Annotated in this window: 17 protein-coding genes; 8 read left to right on the top strand and 9 right to left on the bottom strand. The window is 68.9% G+C overall.

Annotation, left to right across the window (positions count from 1 at the left end; translation table 11 throughout):
• The 5 genes from ACFY1E_RS33885 to ACFY1E_RS33865 all read right to left on the bottom strand — a co-directional run.
• Window positions 1–1,043 (bottom strand): sodium:solute symporter (locus ACFY1E_RS33885; RefSeq protein ID WP_389082814.1); only part of this gene is annotated, 1,043 nt, incomplete at its 3' end.
• The gene (locus ACFY1E_RS33880; protein WP_389082812.1) at window positions 1,040–1,303 is read right to left on the bottom strand and encodes a DUF3311 domain-containing protein; all 264 of its coding nucleotides are present in this window, start codon (window positions 1,301–1,303) and stop codon (window positions 1,040–1,042) included. The genes ACFY1E_RS33885 and ACFY1E_RS33880, both read right to left, overlap by 4 nt.
• Before the next feature lie 159 nt (window positions 1,304–1,462).
• A complete protein-coding gene (locus tag ACFY1E_RS33875; protein ID WP_389082810.1) occupies window positions 1,463–1,630 on the bottom strand; it encodes a YbdD/YjiX family protein in 168 nt (55 codons plus the stop codon).
• 4 nt (window positions 1,631–1,634) lie between these two features.
• Entirely contained in the window at window positions 1,635–3,779 is a 2,145-nt protein-coding gene (locus ACFY1E_RS33870) for a carbon starvation CstA family protein (RefSeq protein ID WP_389082808.1), read from the bottom strand.
• Between the two features lie 87 nt (window positions 3,780–3,866).
• The gene (locus ACFY1E_RS33865) at window positions 3,867–4,631 is read right to left on the bottom strand and encodes a GntR family transcriptional regulator (protein ID WP_123967379.1); all 765 of its coding nucleotides are present in this window, start codon (window positions 4,629–4,631) and stop codon (window positions 3,867–3,869) included.
• A 309-nt stretch (window positions 4,632–4,940) separates the two neighbouring features.
• Here ACFY1E_RS33865 and ACFY1E_RS33860 point away from each other — a divergent pair, with 309 nt between their 5' ends.
• The 4 genes from ACFY1E_RS33860 to ACFY1E_RS33845 all read left to right on the top strand — a co-directional run bounded on the left by ACFY1E_RS33860 (window position 4,941) and on the right by ACFY1E_RS33845 (window position 9,625).
• Window positions 4,941–6,224: an extracellular solute-binding protein gene (locus ACFY1E_RS33860; RefSeq protein ID WP_389082805.1), complete on the top strand. Its 1,284-nt coding sequence runs from the start codon at window positions 4,941–4,943 to the stop codon at window positions 6,222–6,224.
• Between the two features lie 72 nt (window positions 6,225–6,296).
• A complete protein-coding gene (locus ACFY1E_RS33855) occupies window positions 6,297–7,286 on the top strand; it encodes a carbohydrate ABC transporter permease (protein ID WP_389082803.1) in 990 nt (329 codons plus the stop codon).
• Complete coding sequence (locus ACFY1E_RS33850) at window positions 7,283–8,128, top strand: carbohydrate ABC transporter permease (RefSeq protein ID WP_389082800.1); 846 nt, start codon at window positions 7,283–7,285, stop codon at window positions 8,126–8,128. Before ACFY1E_RS33855 ends, ACFY1E_RS33850 begins: the two co-directional genes overlap by 4 nt.
• Window positions 8,129–8,137: 9 nt before the next feature.
• The gene (locus ACFY1E_RS33845) at window positions 8,138–9,625 is read left to right on the top strand and encodes a glycoside hydrolase family 3 protein (protein WP_389082798.1); all 1,488 of its coding nucleotides are present in this window, start codon (window positions 8,138–8,140) and stop codon (window positions 9,623–9,625) included.
• 159 nt (window positions 9,626–9,784) lie between these two features.
• Here ACFY1E_RS33845 and nagB read toward each other — a convergent pair whose 3' ends face one another.
• Window positions 9,785–10,570, bottom strand: coding sequence for a glucosamine-6-phosphate deaminase (gene nagB / locus ACFY1E_RS33840; RefSeq protein ID WP_389082795.1), 786 nt, complete (start codon window positions 10,568–10,570; stop codon window positions 9,785–9,787).
• Between the two features lie 239 nt (window positions 10,571–10,809).
• On the opposite strand from nagB, the gene ACFY1E_RS33835 reads away from it, so the two are divergent.
• Complete coding sequence (locus tag ACFY1E_RS33835) at window positions 10,810–11,880, top strand: SIS domain-containing protein (RefSeq protein WP_389082793.1); 1,071 nt, start codon at window positions 10,810–10,812, stop codon at window positions 11,878–11,880.
• Window positions 11,881–11,919: 39 nt separating this feature from the next.
• On the opposite strand, the gene ACFY1E_RS33830 is transcribed toward ACFY1E_RS33835, so the two are convergent.
• A complete protein-coding gene (locus ACFY1E_RS33830) occupies window positions 11,920–12,672 on the bottom strand; it encodes an SDR family oxidoreductase (RefSeq protein WP_389082790.1) in 753 nt (250 codons plus the stop codon).
• Window positions 12,673–12,767: 95 nt separating this feature from the next.
• Here ACFY1E_RS33830 and ACFY1E_RS33825 point away from each other — a divergent pair, with 95 nt between their 5' ends.
• Window positions 12,768–13,400: a TetR/AcrR family transcriptional regulator gene (locus ACFY1E_RS33825; protein WP_389082788.1), complete on the top strand. Its 633-nt coding sequence runs from the start codon at window positions 12,768–12,770 to the stop codon at window positions 13,398–13,400.
• Window positions 13,401–13,787: 387 nt separating this feature from the next.
• Window positions 13,788–15,254, top strand: a complete 1,467-nt coding sequence (locus tag ACFY1E_RS33820; RefSeq protein ID WP_389082832.1) for a sensor histidine kinase — start codon at window positions 13,788–13,790, stop codon at window positions 15,252–15,254.
• 205 nt (window positions 15,255–15,459) lie between these two features.
• Here the strand turns inward: ACFY1E_RS33820 and ACFY1E_RS33815 are convergent, their stop codons facing one another.
• Entirely contained in the window at window positions 15,460–15,717 is a 258-nt protein-coding gene (locus ACFY1E_RS33815; protein ID WP_016639615.1) for a WhiB family transcriptional regulator, read from the bottom strand.
• A 319-nt stretch (window positions 15,718–16,036) separates the two neighbouring features.
• Window positions 16,037–17,005, bottom strand: coding sequence for a diacylglycerol/lipid kinase family protein (locus ACFY1E_RS33810; protein WP_389082785.1), 969 nt, complete (start codon window positions 17,003–17,005; stop codon window positions 16,037–16,039).
• Window positions 17,006–17,174: 169 nt separating this feature from the next.
• On the opposite strand from ACFY1E_RS33810, the gene ACFY1E_RS33805 reads away from it, so the two are divergent.
• Entirely contained in the window at window positions 17,175–17,624 is a 450-nt protein-coding gene (locus tag ACFY1E_RS33805; protein ID WP_389082783.1) for a hypothetical protein, read from the top strand.
• Window positions 17,625–17,659 lie beyond the last annotated feature (35 nt).

Below are 17,659 nucleotides of genomic sequence, written 5' to 3'. Positions count from 1 at the left end.
ATGCCGATGGCGGCGAAGGCCACGCCCGCGAACCAGCTCGGGAACATGTCCTCGAACAGCTGCGGGATCGCCAGCTGCCCGTTGGTGACCTTCACTCCCGCCGCGATCGCCATGAAGCCGAGCAGCGCGAGCAGGCCCAGCATCAGTGAGTACAGCGGAAGGATGGTGGTGTTGCGGCGGATCACGTCACGGCTCTTCGAGGACAGCGTCGCGGTGATCGAGTGCGGGTACATGAACAGCGCCAGCGCGGAACCCAGCGCCAGCGTGGCGTACGTCCACTGGTTCGCCTCGGCCGGAACCAGCGCCCCGCGCGGCTTCCCCGTCGTCGGGTTGGTCGCGCTGAAGGCCTCGCCCGCCTTGGCGAAGATGTGGTCGAAGCCGCCCAGCTTGATCGGGATGTAGATGATCGCGACGGCGATGACGATGTAGATCAGCGCGTCCTTGACGAACGCGATCAGCGCGGGCGCGCGCAGACCCGACGAGTATGTGTACGCCGCCAGCACACCGAAGGCGATCAGCAACGGCAGGTCCTTCACGAACCAGTTGGAGTCCGCGCTGCCGCCGACCCCCATGACGTCGAGGACCGCCTGGATGCCCACCAGCTGCAGCGCGATGTACGGCATCGTCGCCAGGATGCCGGTCACGGCCACCGCCAGCGACAGCCCCTTCGAGCCGAAGCGGCCGCGCACGAAGTCCGACGTGGTCACGTACCCGTGGCGGTGCGAGACCGACCACAGGCGGGGCAGGAACGTGAAGATCAGCGGGTACACCAGGATCGTGTACGGCACGGCGAAGAAGCCGGCCGCGCCCGCCGCGTAGATCGCCGCGGGCACGGCGACGAACGTGTACGCCGTGTACAGGTCGCCGCCGAGCAGGAACCAGGTGATCCAGGTGCCGAAGGACCGTCCGCCCAGGCCCCATTCGTCGAGGCTCTGCTCGTTCTCGGCCTTGCGCCAGCGCGCGGCCAGGAAGCCCATGGCCGTGACGGCCAGGAAGAAGAAGACGAAGACGCCGAGCGCGACGCCGTTCACGCCGTGGTTCATTCCGACGCACCGCCCTTCCGTGCGGCGCGGGCGCGCTGGTCACGCTGCCACAGCTTGTACGCCGTCATGGTCAGCGCCGTGGAGATCAGCACCCACAGCATCTGGTACCAGTAGAAGAACGGGATGCCGCCGAGCGCCGGGTCCGTCCTGGCGTAGGAGCCGACCCAGAGCATCGCCACGAAGGGCGCCACGAGACAGAGGGCGATGACCACGCGGACCGGTGTCACCACCGGTGGTCTCACCTCGGACACATCTGACATACCGGCTCCGTCCCCTCACCGATCACCCGTACTGATCACTTGTGCAATGCGCAGGCAATCTAGGTCACGGTGTCGCGAGAGCGGAAGACCTGGTCCGGATATCGGTATGTCGATTCCGTGAAGGCCCGACATCGGTGCGACATCGGCCCGACATCGCTGTCAGCAGCAGCGGAAACCCTGCCGTGGATCGTCCTCCTGACGGTCCGTCCGCATCCGCTCGAACTCACGGCGGGACGGCACCTGCGCGCCCGGACGGGCCTTGCGCAGATGCGCGACATAACGGTCGTACGCCGACTCGTCCGTCAGCTCCCGCACATACCAGCGCACGCCTCTAATCGCCCGGCGCAGCAGTACCGACGACCGCACGGCGCTCCTCCTCCTTCTCCTGGCGGGTCGGGATCAGCCCCGCCGGGGCGGTGATCCTCGACTCGACGTACGGGGACTCGCTCAGCGACGAAAGGGCCGGCCGGTGGATGTGCCGGACGCAGACCCGCAGGGCGTCCGCGACCACGACGACGATCAGGACGGCCAGGACCGCCGAAAGGACGCCGTCCACCGTGGAGTTGGTGACCACGGTGTGCATGTCGTCCATGTTCTTGGCGGGCGGCAGCACCTTCCCGGCGTCGATCGCGTCCTGGAACACGGACCGCTGCTTGAAGAACCCGACCTTGGGGTCGCCGGAGAACACCTTCTGGTAGCTGGCCGTCAACGTCACGGTGACGTCCCAGGCCAGCGGAACGCCGGTGATCCAGGCCCACTTGAGGCGCCCCGACTTCACCAGCAGGGTCGTGCAGACGGCCAGGGCGACCGCGGCGAGCAGCTGGTTGGAGATGCCGAAGATCGGGAACAGCTGGTTGATGCCGCCGAGGGGCTCGTGCACGCCCACCCACAGGAAGTACCCCCACAGCGCGCACACGGCCGCGCTGGTGATGACCAGGCCGGGCTTCCAGCTCACGTTCCTGAACGGCCGGACGACGTTGCCCAGCATGTCCTGCAGCATGAACCGGCCCACCCGCGTACCGGCGTCCAGCGCGGTCAGGATGAACAGCGCCTCGAACATGATCGCGAAGTGGTACCAGAAGGCCCTCAGGCTCCCGCCGGTGACCTTGGAGAAGATCTCCGAGACACCGATGGCGAGCGTGGGCGCGCCGCCGGTACGGGAGAGCAGGGTGGACTCCTCGACGTTCTTCGCGGCCTGCGCGAGGTCGGCCGGGGAGATGTGATAGCCCCAACCGGTCACCACCTGCGAGGCGTTCTGCACGGTGGTGCCGATCGCGCCGGACGGTGCGTTCATCGCGAAGTACAGCCCCGGGTCGATGATGCTCGCCGCGACCAGCGCCATGATCGCGACCGACGACTCCATCAGCATGGAGCCGTAGCCGATCATCCGGATCTGCGTCTCCTTCTGGATCATCTTCGGCGTCGTACCGGAGGAGATGAGCGAGTGGAAGCCGGACAGGGCCCCGCAGGCGATGGTGATGAAGACGAAGGGGAACAGGGACCCGGCGAAGACCGGGCCGTCGCCGCGCGAGGCGAAGTCCGTCACCGCGTCCATCTTCAGCGTGGGCAGCGCGACGACCACGCCCAGCGCGAGCAGCGCGATCGTGCCGATCTTCATGAAGGTGGACAGGTAGTCGCGGGGCGCGAGCAGCATCCACACCGGCAGGATCGAGGCGACGAAGCCGTACGCCACCAGCCAGACGACCAGGGTCGAGGGCGCGAGGGTGAAGGTGCCGGCCCACGAGGACTCGGCGACCCAGCGGCCCGCGACCAGCGCGAGCAACAGCAGCGCCACCCCGATCAGCGAGACCTCGGCGACCCGGCCGGGGCGCAGCACCCTCAGGTAAAAGCCCATCAGCAGGGCGATCGGGATGGTCATCGCGATGGAGAAGGTGCCCCACGGCGAGGCGGCCAGCGCGTTCACGATGACCAGCGCCAGCACCCCGAGCAGGATGATCATGATGGCGAAGGCGGCGATCAGCGCGGCCGCACCACCGAAGGGGCCGATCTCCTCGCGGGCCATCTGACCGAGTGAACGCCCGTCCCTGCGCGTGGAGAAGAACAGCACCACCATGTCCTGGACCGCGCCCGCGAAGACCACGCCGGCGATGATCCAGATCGTGCCGGGCAGATAGCCCATCTGCGCGGCCAGCACCGGCCCGACCAGGGGTCCGGCACCGGCGATCGCCGCGAAGTGGTGGCCGAGCAGGACGCGGCGGTCGGTGGGGTGGAAGTCGATGCCGTTGTCGAGGCGTTCGGCCGGGGTGGCCCGGGTGCCGTCGACCTTGAGCACCCTGTGGGCGATGAACTTCGCGTAGAAACGGTAGGCGATCGCGTACGAGCCGAGGGCGGCCGCGACCATCCAGGCGGCCGAGACGCTCTCACCCCGGGAGAGCGCGAGCACGGACCAGCCCGCCGCTCCGACCAGGGCGACGAGGATCCAGATGACGATGGAGCGGACGTTCGCGGTACGCACGAGGCGGTCCTCCCGTCCAGACGGAGTCGGGAGGACCGTAGAACAGGAGTCGCGAGTGCGCTACACCGCGTGCAGTACTACGGCGACTCAGTCCTGAGGGCGCTTCAGGCGGGCCACGAACTTGTAGCGGTCCCCCCGGTACACCGACCGCACCCATTCCACCGGCTCGCCCGTCTTGTCGTACGAGTGGCGGGAGAGCATCAGCATCGGCAGGCCCACGTCCGTGCCGAGCAGGCCCGCCTCGCGCGGGGTGGCCAGTGAGGTCTCGATGGTCTCCTCCGCCTCGGCGAGATGGACGTCGTAGACCTCGGCCAACGCCGTGTAGAGGGACGTGTACTTCACCAGCGAGCGGCGCAGCGCCGGGAAGCGCTTCGCGCTCAGATGGGTCGTCTCGATGGCCATCGGCTCGGCGTTGGCCATGCGGAGGCGCTCGATACGGAGCACCCGGCCGCCGGCCGTGATGTCGAGGAGCTCGGCGAGGCGGTCGTCGGCGGTGATGTAGCCGATGTCCAGCAGCTGCGAGGTGGGTTCCAGGCCCTGGGCGCGCATGTCCTCGGTGTACGAGGTGAGTTGGAGCGCCTGGGACACCTTCGGCTTGGCGACGAAGGTGCCCTTGCCCTGGATGCGTTCGAGGCGGCCCTCGACGACCAGCTCCTGCAGCGCCTGCCGCACCGTCGTGCGCGAGGTGTCGAACTCGGCGGCGAGGGTGCGCTCGGGCGGTACCGGAGTGCCGGGCGACTGCGTCTCCGTCATGTCGAGCAGATGTTTCTTCAGGCGGTAGTACTTGGGCACGCGCGCGGTACGGACACCTGCCCCGCCCTCGGTCTCCGCACTGCTGACGTCGCTGCTCATGCTCTGCCTTCCCGGCTCCGGATGCGGGTCACTTCGTGATCCCTTCTGTATACCGTCGCCAGCTCATTTGGTCTAGTCCACGGAGGGCCAAGTGGTCTAGCGGACGAGAGTACTCCGGCATCGCTGATTTCGCTGCCTTCTTACTTAAAGGTTCTTGCATATGTAGGTCGCATAACGGCTGGTCAGAGCCGTTTCGAGCACTCTTGACAGGCCTCGTGGTCTGGTCCAAGCTCCCGGTACTGGTCTACACCATTGGTTCAGGTCCCGGCGCATGAGCGGGGAGGTGTGGGCATCCCTGAGGAGGGTGGCGTGAAGCGCAAGCTCATAGCCGCGATCGGTATCGCGGGCATGATGGTCTCCATCGCGGCGTGTGGCAGCAACGACGGCAAGGGTTCTTCCAACAGCGGCGCGGACGCCAAGGAGCTGACTGTCTGGCTCACCGTCGACGCCCAGAACAACTGGCCGAACCTGGTGAAGGCCGCCGACGCGGCCGTCCAGAAGAAGCACCCCGGCATCAAGATCAACCACGAGTACTACGGCTGGCCGGACAAGAACACCAAGCTCGACGCGGTCCTCGCCACCGACAAGGCCCCCGACGTGGTCGAGATGGGCAACACCGAGATGCTGGGCTACATGGTCAAGGGCGCCTTCGCCCCCCTGGACCCGGCGAAGTTCAGCAACTCCGCCGCCTGGCTGGACGGCCTCAAGGCCTCTGTGACGTACGGCGGCAAGACCTACGGCGTGCCTTACTACGCGGGCGGCCGGGTCGGCAACTGGCGCAAGGACGTCTTCGCCTCGGCGGGCGTCAAGTCCACGCCGAAGACGTACGCGGAACTCACCGCCGACCTCGACAAGGTGCAGCAGAAGGAGGGGAACAAGTTCTCCGCCTGGTACCAGCCCACCCGTGACTGGTACGCGGCCATGTCCTTCGTCTACGACGCCGGCGGCTCCATCGCCAAGGAGGAGGGCGGCCAGTGGAAGGCCAACCTCTCCTCGCCCGAGTCGGTCAAGGGCCTCACCGAGTTCAAGAACGTCATCGACAAGTACATGCACGGCGACAAGACCAAGGACGAGTCCGACCGTTACATCGTCTACGGCCAGGGCAAGTCCGGCATGATCTTCGGTGCCGCCTGGGAGGGCGCGACCTCCGCCGACCCGAAGAACGACAAGACCGGCAAGCTCAAGAACAACCTCGAGAACTTCGTGATGCCGGGTCCGTCCGGCAAGAACCTCCCGGTCTTCCTGGGCGGCTCCGACCTCGCCGTCCCGGTCAAGTCCAAGGCGCAGGCCCTCGCCGCCGAGTGGATCAACGCGTTCACCGGCCCCGCCGGCCAGAAGGGCCTGATGGCCAAGGGCAACCTGCCCAACAACAAGACCGACCTCGCGACGCTGAAGAACGACCCCGCGACGGCGGTCCCGGCCACCGCCGCCGAGTCCAACTGGTTCGTCCCGATGGCACCCGGCTGGGGCCAGGTCGAGAAGGCGCAGGTCCTGCAGACCATGCTGCAGGACATCGGCACCGGCAAGAAGTCGGTCGAGGCCGCCGCCAAGGACGCGGACACCGCGATCGACAAGGTCATCAACACCAAGTGACCAGCGAGCGGGGTTCCGCCCGGGCGGAACCCCGCTCTCCGTACGACCTGAGGGACCGCTGAGGAGCGCGCGATGAGTGCCGCAGACACGACCACCCCTGCCAAGGTGCCGCCGCCGCGGCAGGCGCCGCCACCGCCGCCGGTCGCCAAGAACCCATGCAGAGGCCGGACTTCGGGCGGTGCGGCCACCCCTTGGCTGCTGCTCGCCCCCTGTCTGCTGATCCTGGCGCTGGTCCTCGGCTATCCGCTGGTCCGCCTGGTCACCCTGTCCTTCCAGAAGTTCGGACAGTCCCAGCTGTGGGGCTTCCAGCCCGCCGACTGGGTCGGGTTCGCCAACTTCACCGGAGTGCTGGGCGACGGCGAGTTCTGGCAGGTGGTGCTCCGCACGATCCTCTTCGCGGGCGGGTCGGTCATCTTCACGATGGTGCTGGGCATGCTGATCGCCCTGCTTCTGCAGCGGGTCTCCGGCTGGGTGAAGACGCTGGTCAACATCGTGCTGGTGGCCAGCTGGGGCATGCCCATCATCGTCGCCACCACCGTCTTCAAGTGGCTGTTCGACGCCGACTACGGCATTCTCAACGCCCTGCTCAGCAAGCTGCCCGGCGTGGACCTCATCGGCCACAACTGGTTCGCCAGCGGGCCGCAGGGCCTCGCCGTGATCATGCTGCTGGTGGTCTGGGGAGCCGTCCCCTTCGTCGTCATCACCCTCAGCGCCGGCCTCACCCAGGTCCCCGCCGAACTGGAGGAGGCGGCCCGCCTGGACGGCGCGGGCTCCTGGGGCGTCTTCCGGTACGTCACCCTGCCCATCCTCAAGCCGATCATCGTGATGCTCACGACCCTGTCGGTCATCTGGGACATGGGCGTCTTCCCGCAGGTCTTCGTGATGCGCAACGGCCATCCCGAGCAGGAGTTCCAGCTCCTGACCACCTACTCGTACGACCGTGCCTTCGTGGTCAACGACTATGCGCAGGGCTCCGCGATCGCCCTGATCACCGTGGTGCTGCTGCTCGGCGTGGTCGCCGTGTACATGCGCCAGATGCTGAAGATCGGAGAGGTGGAATGAGCGCGATCACCACCGGGGGGCGGCCCCGCAAGTCCAAGCTCGGATGGAACCTCCTCGGTCTCCTGGTCTTCCTCACCGCCGGCTTCCCCGTCTACTGGATGCTCAACACGGCCATCAAGCCGGCCAAGGACACCATCGACCCCGACCCGAGCCTGTTCCCGACCGGTTTCACCCTCGACAACTTCCGCCGGGCGCTGGCCGTCGCGGACTTCTGGGGGCCGGTCGGCCGCAGCCTGGTCGTCTCCCTCTCGGTCGTGGCGATCGGCATCGTCGTCGGCATGCTGGCGGCCCTCGCCATCTCCCGGTTCGCCTTCCGCGGCCGCAAGATCGTGATCGTGGGCATCCTCGCGGTCCAGATGGTCCCGCTGGTCGCCATGATCATCCCGATCTTCCTGCTCCTCAACGACCTGGAGCAGTACGACAAGCTCTCGGGCCTGATCATCACGTATCTGACCTTCATCCTCCCCTTCACGGTGTGGACGCTGCGCGGCTTCATCGTCAACATCCCGAAGGAACTGGAAGAGGCGGCGATGGTCGACGGCTGCAGCCGCACGGGCGCCTTCATCCGGGTCGTCTTCCCGCTCCTGGCCCCCGGCATGGTCGCGACCTCGGTCTACGGCTTCATCCAGGCCTGGAACGAGTACCTGTACGCCCTGATGCTGCTCAGCCAGCAACACCAGACCGCGACCGTCTGGCTCGGCAACTTCACCACCAAGCACGGCACCGAATACGCCCCGATGATGGCCGGAGCCACGATGATGGCCGTGCCGATCGTCGCCCTGTTCCTCCTCGTCCAGCGCAAGATGGCCGCGGGCCTGACCGCCGGCGCAGTGAAGGGATAACGCCACCCGATGACGACATTCGCCAGCGGTACCGACACTCTCACGCGCGACGCACTGACGGTCCTGCAGCCGGGCTTCACCGGCACCACCGCCCCCGACTGGCTGCTGCGCCGCCTGGGCGAAGGCCTCGCCTCGGTCGGCCTCTTCGGCCGCAACATCGCCTCGCCCGAACAACTCGCGGCCCTCACCGCCCAGTTGCGCGCCGAACGTGACGACGTCCTCGTTGCCATCGACGAGGAGGGCGGCGACGTCACCCGCCTGGAGGTCCGCACCGGCTCCTCCTTCCCAGGCAACAACGCTCTGGGCGCGGTCGACGACGTCGAGCTCACCCGGGACGTGGCCGCCGAACTCGGCCGCCGCCTCGCCGCCTGCGGGGTCAACCTCAACTGGGCCCCGTCGGCCGACGTGAACTCCAACCCGTCCAACCCCGTGATCGGCGTCCGCTCCTTCGGCGCCGACACCGGCCTGGTCGCCCGGCACACCGCCGCCTATGTCACCGGCCTGCAGTCCGCCGGGGTCGCCGCCTGCACCAAGCACTTCCCGGGCCACGGCGACACGGCCGTCGACTCCCATCACGCACTCCCGCGCATCGACGTGGACACATCGGTGCTCCAGTCCCGCGAACTGGCCCCGTTCCGCGCGGCGATCGCGGCCGGCACCCGCGCCGTGATGAGCGCACACATCCTGATCCCCGCCCTGGACCCCGACCGGCCGGCGACCCTGTCCCCGCGCGCGCTCACGGAGTTGCTGCGCGGCGAACTCGGCTACGACGGCCTCATCGTCACCGACGGCATGGAGATGCAGGCCATCGCCGGTACGTACGGCATCGAGCGCGGCAGCGTCCTCGCCGTGGCCGCCGGCGCCGACGCGATCTGCGTGGGCGGCGGCCTCGCCGACGACGAGACGGTACGGCGCCTGCGCGACGCCCTCGTCTCGGCGGTCCGCGCCGGCGACCTCCCCGAGGAACGCCTGGCGGACGCGGCGGACCGGGTCCGGGCGCTGGCCCGCTGGACCGCCGCCGCGGCGGCAGCGGACACGGAACGCACCCCCGACACGGAAGTGGGTCTCCGCGCGGCCCGCCGCGCCCTGAGGACGACCGCGGCCAAGGCCTTCACCCCGCTCACCGAACCGCCCTATGTCGCCGCCCTCACCCCCGTCGCCAACATCGCGGTCGGCGACGAGACCCCCTGGGGCGTCGCGGCGGAACTCTTCCGCCTCCTGCCCGGCACGGAGACGGGCAGCTTCACCGGCGAGGACGCGGGCGGCACCGCCTTGGCCGCGGCCGGCCCCCGCCGCATCGTGGCCGTGGTCCGCGACGAACACCGCCACCCCTGGATGGCATCCGCCCTGGACACCCTCCTGGCTGCCCGCCCCGACACGATCGTGGTCGAAATGGGCCTCCCCCAGGCCACTCCCCGAGGCGCCCTCCACATCGCCACGCACGGCGCGGCCCGGGTATGCGGCCGGGCGGCGGCGGAGGTCATCGCGGGGGTGTAGTCCCTACGGCACGACAGGCGCCGGCCCTTCCATGGGACCGGCGCCTGCACGTTTTTTCACGGGCTCGGGGCTGTACCGACATGCGGCTCCGCCGCGTGGGCGCGACCAGCCACAACGGACCCGCACCCCGCAGAGAACCGAGCCCGGCGGACGAACCCGCTAAATCCCCTGCCACTCAGGCTTGTTGACATACGTGTACCGGAAGTAGTCCGCAAACTTCAGCTTGGAAGCCGCCCCTTCATCGACAACAACCGTCGCATGCGGATGCAGCTGCAACGCCGAGGCAGGACACACCGCAGCCACCGGTCCCTCCACAGTGGCGGCGACCGCGTCGGCCTTCCCCTCCCCGGTGGCCAGCAGCACCAGATGCCGCGCCTCCAGGATCGTCCCGATCCCCTGAGTGATCACGTGATGCGGCACCTGCCCGATGTCGCCGTCGAAGAACCGCGCGTTGTCCACCCGGGTCTGCTCGGTCAGCGTCTTGATCCGGGTCCGCGAGGCCAACGAGGAGCACGGCTCATTGAACCCGATGTGCCCGTCGGTCCCGATCCCGAGCAGCTGCAGATCCACGCCGCCGGCCTCCGCCAACGCCCTGTCGTACGCGGTGCACGCCAACTGCACGTCCTCGGCCGTCCCGTCGGGCCCCATGAACGCGTCCATCCCGATCCCGAGCGGCTCCAGCACCTCACGCGCCAGCACCGAACGGTACGACTCCGGATGCTCGGCCGGCAGCCCCACATACTCGTCGAGCTGCGCGATCCGCGCCCGCGAGGCGTCCACGGCACCGGAGCGCACCTTGGCCGCGAGCGCCTCGTAGATGGGCAGTGGGGTGGAGCCGGTGGCCACGCCGAGCAGCGCCGCGGGCTTGCGCCTCAGGAGCTGCGCCATGGCCTCGGCGATGAGCTCGCCGCCCGACTTGGCGTCCGGAACTATGACAACTTCCACGCTGGCCTGCCGATCTGAAGAAACGGTCCGTAGAGGGGGGGGCTCAACCGGCACCCGAAAGGGGCTATGTGGTTTAGACCAATCTAACAGAGCCGCCCCTTGTGGCCCAGGTGGAGTGGGGGTCATCGTCTTTCCATACGGAGGACAGGCGCCATTCGCCGCGGGGGAGTGGAATGGGTGCGGCGCCGCCCCGCGCAGCACCTCCCGGCACTCCGCAACCGACCCGCAAGGAGCCCACCATGACCGCCGCGACACCGGACCCCCGGACCGACGTCCCGGGCCGGATCATGGCCCGTGAGATGGCCGAGCAGCCCGCCGTGCTGCGCCGCCTCCTCGAGGAGGGCGCCCCCGGTATCCGGCAGGTGGCCCAGGACATCGCCGCCCGCAATCCCCGCTTCGTCCTGCTGACCGCCCGCGGCACCTCCGACAACGCCGCCCTCTACGCCAAGTACCTCCTGGAGATCCGCCTCGGCCTGCCCTGCGGCCTCACCTCGATGTCCACCACCACCGCGTACGGCGCCCGCCCGGACCTCACCGACGTCCTCGTGGTCACCGTCAGCCAGTCCGGCGGCTCCCCGGACCTGGTGGCCTCCACCCGGGCCGCCCGCGAGGCCGGCGCGATCACCCTCGCCGTGACCAACAACCCCGGCTCACCGCTGGCCGGCGTCTCCGAGTACCACGTCGACATCATGGCCGGGCCGGAGAAGGCCCTCCCCGCGACCAAGACCTACACGGCCTCCCTCCTCGCCCTCTACCTCTTCGTCGAAGGCCTGCGCGGCGGCGACGGCGCCCCCGCGAAGGTACTGCCGGACCTCGCCGAGCAGTTGCTCGCCCGGCAGGACGAGGTCCGCGCCCTCGCCGCCCGCTACCGCTTCGCCGAACGCATGGTGATCACCTCTCGCGGCTACGGCTACCCCACGGCTAAGGAGGCCGCCCTCAAGCTCATGGAGACCAGCTACATCCCCGCCCTCTCCTACTCCGGCGCCGACCTCCTGCACGGCCCCCTCGCCATGGTTGACAACGTCTCCCCGGTCATCGCGGTCGTCACCGACGGCAAGGGCGGCGAGGCCCTCCAGCCCGTCCTCGACCGGCTGCGCGGCCGTGGCGCCGACCTGTTCGTCGTCGGACCCAGGGACCAGGTCGAGCAGGCCTCCGCCGGCTTCGTCCTGCCCACCGAGGGCGTGGCCGAGGAGGTCCAGCCGATCCTGGAGATCATCCCGCTCCAGCTCCTGGCCCACGAGATCACCATTGCCCGCGGCCAGGACCCGGACGCGCCGCGCGCGCTGGCCAAGGTGACCGAAACTCACTGAGCCTTTCTGCGGGCGGCCACTGCGCCCTCGTAAGAACCCTTACGTCAGCGAACCCCCTGTCGCATCCACCCAGCTCCCCGTCACCCACCGGCCGGCGTCCGACACCAGGAACGCCACCACGTCGGCCACATCGGCGGGCTCGCCCACCCGGCCCAGTGCGGAGAGCCCCGCCCCCCACTCCCATGCGCCCGGGCTGCCGTGCAGGGCCTCGTACGTGTTGTCCGTGTCGATGAGTCCCGGCGCCACCGAGTTCACGGTGATGCCCCGGGGGCCCAGCACCTTGGACAGGTCGCGGGAGAGAACGTCCAGTGCGCCCTTCGTCATCGAGTAGGCCATGTTGTCCGGCATCGCGGCGCTCCTGGCCAGCCCCGACGAGATGTTGACAATGCGGCCTCCGTCCCGCAGCCGCGTCGCGCCCTGCTTGACGATGAAGAACGGCGCCTTCACGTTCACCGCGAAGAGCTTGTCGTACTCCTCCTCGGCTATCTCCTCGATCGACCGCGACTTCCCGATCCCGGCGTTGTTCACGAGGATGTCCAGACCGTCCGCATGGCGGTCGAACTCCTCCCACAGGGCGTCCACGTCCCCCGGCCGCCCCAGCTCCACGCCGATCGCGAACGCCGAGCCGCCGGCCTCCTCGATCGCGGCCACCGTCTCCTTCGCCGCCGCCCCGTTCCTCCCGTAGTGGACGGCGACCCGTGCGCCCTCGCGCCCCAGCCGCTCGGCGATTCCGCGCCCGATCCCCCTGCTCGCCCCCGTGACGAGTGCCGTCCTGCCTGCAAGCACGCCCATGCCAGGGCCCCCTTCGCTATATCTAGCGGTCGCTACAAAAAGACCGTACAGCAGCCCGCCGACATTTCTCTAGCGGCCCCTATACAATTCACTCCATGGTGGGCAGCCAGGACACGAAGACGAGCGCGCAGGCCGCACCCAAGCCCCGCGGCCGCCCTCGTTCCTTCGACCGCGAGACCGCGCTGGAGAAGGCGGTCATGGCCTTCTGGGAGCACGGATACGAGGCGACCTCCGTCTCCGACCTGACCCGTGTCATGGGCATCGGCGCGCCGAGTCTGTACGCGGCCTTCGGTGACAAGCGTGCGCTGTTCGACGAGGTCGTCACCGTCTACGGCGCCCGCTACGGCTCCTTCGCCGACCGGGCCCTGGCAGAGGAGCCCACCGCCCGCGCCGCCGTCGAGCGGATGCTGCGGGAGGCCGCCGCCGAGTACACGGCACCCGGCCGACCGCACGGCTGCCTCGTCATCCATGCGGCCACGAACTGCACCAGCCCCGAGGTCGAGGCGTCCCTGCGCGAGCGGCGCAATGCCAACATCGCCGCCTTCGAGAGTCGTATCAGGGCCGACATCGCATCGGGGGAGCTGCCGCCCGGCACCGATGCCGCCGCCCTCGCCCGCCACACAGGCGCGATCATCCAGGGCATGTCCCAGCAGGCGCGCGACGGCGCGAGCCGTGAGGAGTTGGAGGCGCTCGCGGAAATTGCCATGTCCATCTGGCCCCGCACATGAACCCACACGGGTTAGGCTGCGTGGTGGATGCCAGGACGTCCAAGCAGTTGGAGACCGTTCGAGAAATCACAACAACGAACAGGCTCCAACGCATGGACACCGATAGTGGTCTAGTCCACAATTGAACCGATGAGACTTCCGTCTTCCCCGCACAGGAAGGCGGACGGAGGATCCGGAGCTCTCTGCCCTGACTGCCCCGGCTCCTCATCCTTCGGCCATCCGGGACCGCACACCCCGCGGCCGATATTGCTCCGGGCTGCGGTGCCGGGAGGGTTGAGGGTCCCTCCCAGGCGCCGCGGCCCGCGGGTGTTCTCGGGGCCGGTGCGGACCTCCGGTCGTATTTAGGACCAGCACATACCCCCAGGTACGCTCACACACGTGCCCTCCATGAACGAACTGGTCCGCCAGCACACCGCCCTCGACGACTCCGACCTCGAGTGGCTCCATCTGCTGGTCTCGGAGTGGCAGCTGCTGTCAGACCTCTCCTTCGCCGACCTCGTCCTGTGGGTCCCCACCCGCGACGGCACGCGCTACGTCTCCGTCGCCCAGATGCGCCCCAACACCGGCCCCACCTCCTACCAGGACGACATGGTCGGCCACCTCGTCCCGCGCGGCCGCCGCCCCATGCTGGACGCGGCCCTGGACGAGGGCCGGATCGTGCGCGAGGGCGACCCCGAGTGGCGCGAGGAGGTCCCCGTCCGGGTCGAGTCGATCCCCGTACGACGGGACGGGCGTGTCCTCGGCGTCATCGCCCGCAACACCAACCTCCTGACCGTGCGCACCCCGAGCCGCCTCGAGCTGACGTATCTGCAGAGCGCCTCGGACCTGGCGCAGATGATCGCGGCCGGCTCCTTCCCGTTCGCGAACCAGCAGATGGACATGGACGCCGCGCCACGCGTCGGCGACGGCCTCATCCGCCTCGACGCGGACGGCATCGTCCAGTACGCCTCCCCGAACGCCCTGTCGGCGTACCACCGCATGGGCCTCGCCTCCGATCTCGTCGGCCAGCACCTCGGCAGGACCACCGCCGAACTCGCCCCGACCCGCGGCCCGGTGGACGAGGCACTGTCCAAGGTGGCCAGCGGCTGGGCGCCCCGCGAGTTCGAGATCGAGGCCAGGGACGGGGTCATCCAGTTCCGCGCGATCCCGCTCAAGCCCAAGGGCACCCGCATCGGTTCGCTGGTCCTGCTCCGTGACGTCACCGAACTGCGCCGCCGCGAACGCGAGTTGATCACCAAGGACGCGACCATCCGGGAGATCCACCACCGGGTGAAGAACAACCTCCAGACGGTCGCGGCCCTGCTGCGCCTTCAGGCCCGGCGCATCGGGTCCGACCGCGGCCGGGAGGCCCTCGAAGAGGCCGTCCGCCGCGTCGGATCGATCGCAATCGTGCACGAGACGCTCTCCCAGAACCTGGACGAGCGCGTGGAGTTCGACGAGATCGCCGACCGGGTGCTGGCCATGGTCGCCGAGATCTCCCCGGGCAAGGTCACCGGTCGGCGCAGCGGTCGCTTCGGCATCCTGGACGCCGAAGTGGCCACCCCGCTCTCCATGGTCCTGACGGAGATCCTGCAGAACGCGCTCGAACACGGCTTCCGTGAGGGCGACACCGGCACGGTCGAGGTCTCCGCGGTCCGCGGCGGCACGACAAAGGAGGCCCGCCTCCTGGTCACCGTCCAGGACGACGGCGTCGGCCTGCCCGAGGGCTTCGACCCGCACACCGCCGGCAACCTGGGTCTGCAGATCGTACGGACCCTGGTGGAGGGGGAGTTGGGCGGCACGTTCGACATGGTCCCGGCGCCGGAGCGGGGGACCCGGGTGATCCTGGACGTGCCGGTGCAGGCGAACAAGTAGCGCCGGGCCCGGGCAGGTCGTACGACAGACCCGGACGACGGGGCCGTCCACAGCAAGAAGCCCCGGACCGTTCCCAGGTCCGGGGCTGAAATGCTCGTTGCCAGCTTGTGCTGCGCATCGGGGGTACTGCGCGCTGCGGCTCGGGGGCGGGAGATGCGTACTCGCTGTACGCGCCGCCAAGCTCAGGCTGTTGCGGGGCGGGTTGTCAGGCGGAGGCCTGACGGGCCCGGTTGCGGGCGGCACGGCGCTTCATGGCGCGACGCTCGTCCTCGCTGAGACCACCCCAGACGCCGGAGTCCTGGCCGGACTCGAGCGCCCACTGCAGGCACTGCTCCATGACGGGGCAGCGGCGGCAGACGGCCTTGGCTTCCTCGATCTGCAGCAGCGCAGGACCGGTGTTGCCGATGGGGAAGAAGAGCTCGGGGTCTTCCTCGCGGCAAACGGCGTTGTGACGCCAGTCCATGGCTGCTACCTCTCCTTGGTATTACATGCAGGTTGCTTGTGAATGTGAACGCTTTCACGAATCCCTCAACAAGTGAAGGGCCGAGCGCCAGGTTCCCTGGCGAGGTCCTGTGAATTGAAGAGGGGTTCCGGTGATCTGTGGAGGCCGGTGTTGCGGGCCGTCCCGATCGCCACGTAGAGACTCGCAAACCTCAGCGGCGGATACAACCCCTTCCGGAAAGTTTTTTTTGATTCCTCGGTGTCGACTAGGTCACAGCCGTACTTCCATGGGGTGGATCCTGGCCTAAACGTTCGAGTGAAAGGACTTCAGCCCTTTCTGCTCACACAATCACACGCAGTGCACGGCGTACGCCTGTGAACGTCACGCTCGTACGCAGCCCGAGGTGGTCGCCGTCCATCTGGAGGGGTAGGGGCACCTTCGAATGCAAGGTGAACCGGTCCAGGTCGTGCAGGGACACCACGTGCTTGCCATGAGGGCCGCGCTCGGGGGACGAAGTGAGCAACTGCGTGGCATACCGGGCAGCCGAGAGCGTGGACATACGGCTGAGACTCAGCAGGTCGAGCCCGGTATCGAACGAGGCCTTAGGCGCCGCGTACACCGGACGATTGCCCAGATACGTCCACGGTGACGTGTTGCAGATTATCGACAGCACCAGATCGGTCACCGGCTCCTCGCCGGGCCGCTCCAGAGTGATCGAGCCGTGCCGCCGGTTGGGTTCCTGCAGGAACTGGCGTGCGACCTGCCGCAGATACAGGGCGTGAGTGGATTTCCGCCCCTGCTCGCGCTGCTGCTCCACCCGCCCCACCACGCCCGCGTCGAAGCCGAGCCCCGCGCAGAAGGTGAACCAGCGGGAGGGCACCGCCTCGTCCTCGGTGCCCGGCGTACCTTCGGCGAGGCCCATGCCGACCGTACGTTCGCTGCCCTCGCGCAGCGCGTCCAGCAGCGCGCCGGTCGCCTCGACGGCGTCGTTGGGCAGGCCCAGGGCGCGGGCGAAGACGTTCGTGGAGCCGCCGGGGACCACGGCGAGGCGGGGGAGGCCCTCCGGGGCGGGGCCCGCGTGCAGCAGGCCGTTGACCACCTCGTTGACCGTGCCGTCGCCGCCGAGGGCCACGACCAGGTCGATGTCGTCGCTCTCCGCCGCCTGCCGGCCGAGGTCGCGCGCGTGCCCGCGGTACTCGGTGGTGACCGTCTCGAGCTTCATCTCGCTCGCCAGCGCGTGGATCAGGACATCGCGCGTACGTGCGCTTGTGGTGGTTGCTGCCGGATTGGCCACGAGAAGTGCACGCATGGGTTGCAGCGTACCTACTGGGAAGTACCGGGCACAGTTCGAGGTAGGGATCAGGTAAGAGGTGGGTGCGTGAGGCTCACCACGGGGTCGTGTCTCAACCTCGCCAGGGCGCTCCGCGTCCCCCGGGCTCGCCATGGGTGGCCGACATCCCCAGGGCTACCCTTCAGGGGTGACCAGTGAGCAGACTCCCGCCACCGAGGAAAACGCCGGCCCCCGCCCGCGCCGCCTGACGTATGCCGCGGGGCTGGCCGCGCTGGAGGGGCTCGCGCTGGCCGTCGGAGGCGTCTGGATGCTCGTGGAGGGCGTCACGGGCGCCCCGGACGACCGCCGGTCCGCCGTCACCGGCGGTATCACCCTGGTCGTCCTCGCCCTGCTGCCGCTGCTGGCAGCGCGCGGCCTGCTCAAGCAGAAGAGCTGGAGCCGCGGCCCGGCGGTGATCACGCAGATCATGGCGCTGCCGGTGGCCTACAACCTGCTCCAGGCCGACAGTGTGGCGATCCCGGCGGGCATCGCGCTCGCCGTCGTGGCCGTCGTCGCGCTGGTGCTGCTGGTCAATCCGGCGACGACCCAGGCCCTCGGGATCAAGGGTCCGGGCCGTGCACAGGACGGCAAGCAGTAGTCGTACGGCGCCGCGGTCGCCGTGGGGCGACGGCG

This window comes from Streptomyces sp. NPDC001604, assembly GCF_042893475.1.
Taxonomy (GTDB): Bacteria; Actinomycetota; Actinomycetes; order Streptomycetales; family Streptomycetaceae; genus Streptomyces.
Note: the sequence above shows the minus strand (reverse complement) of the source record. Positions and strands in the feature narration are given on the sequence as shown.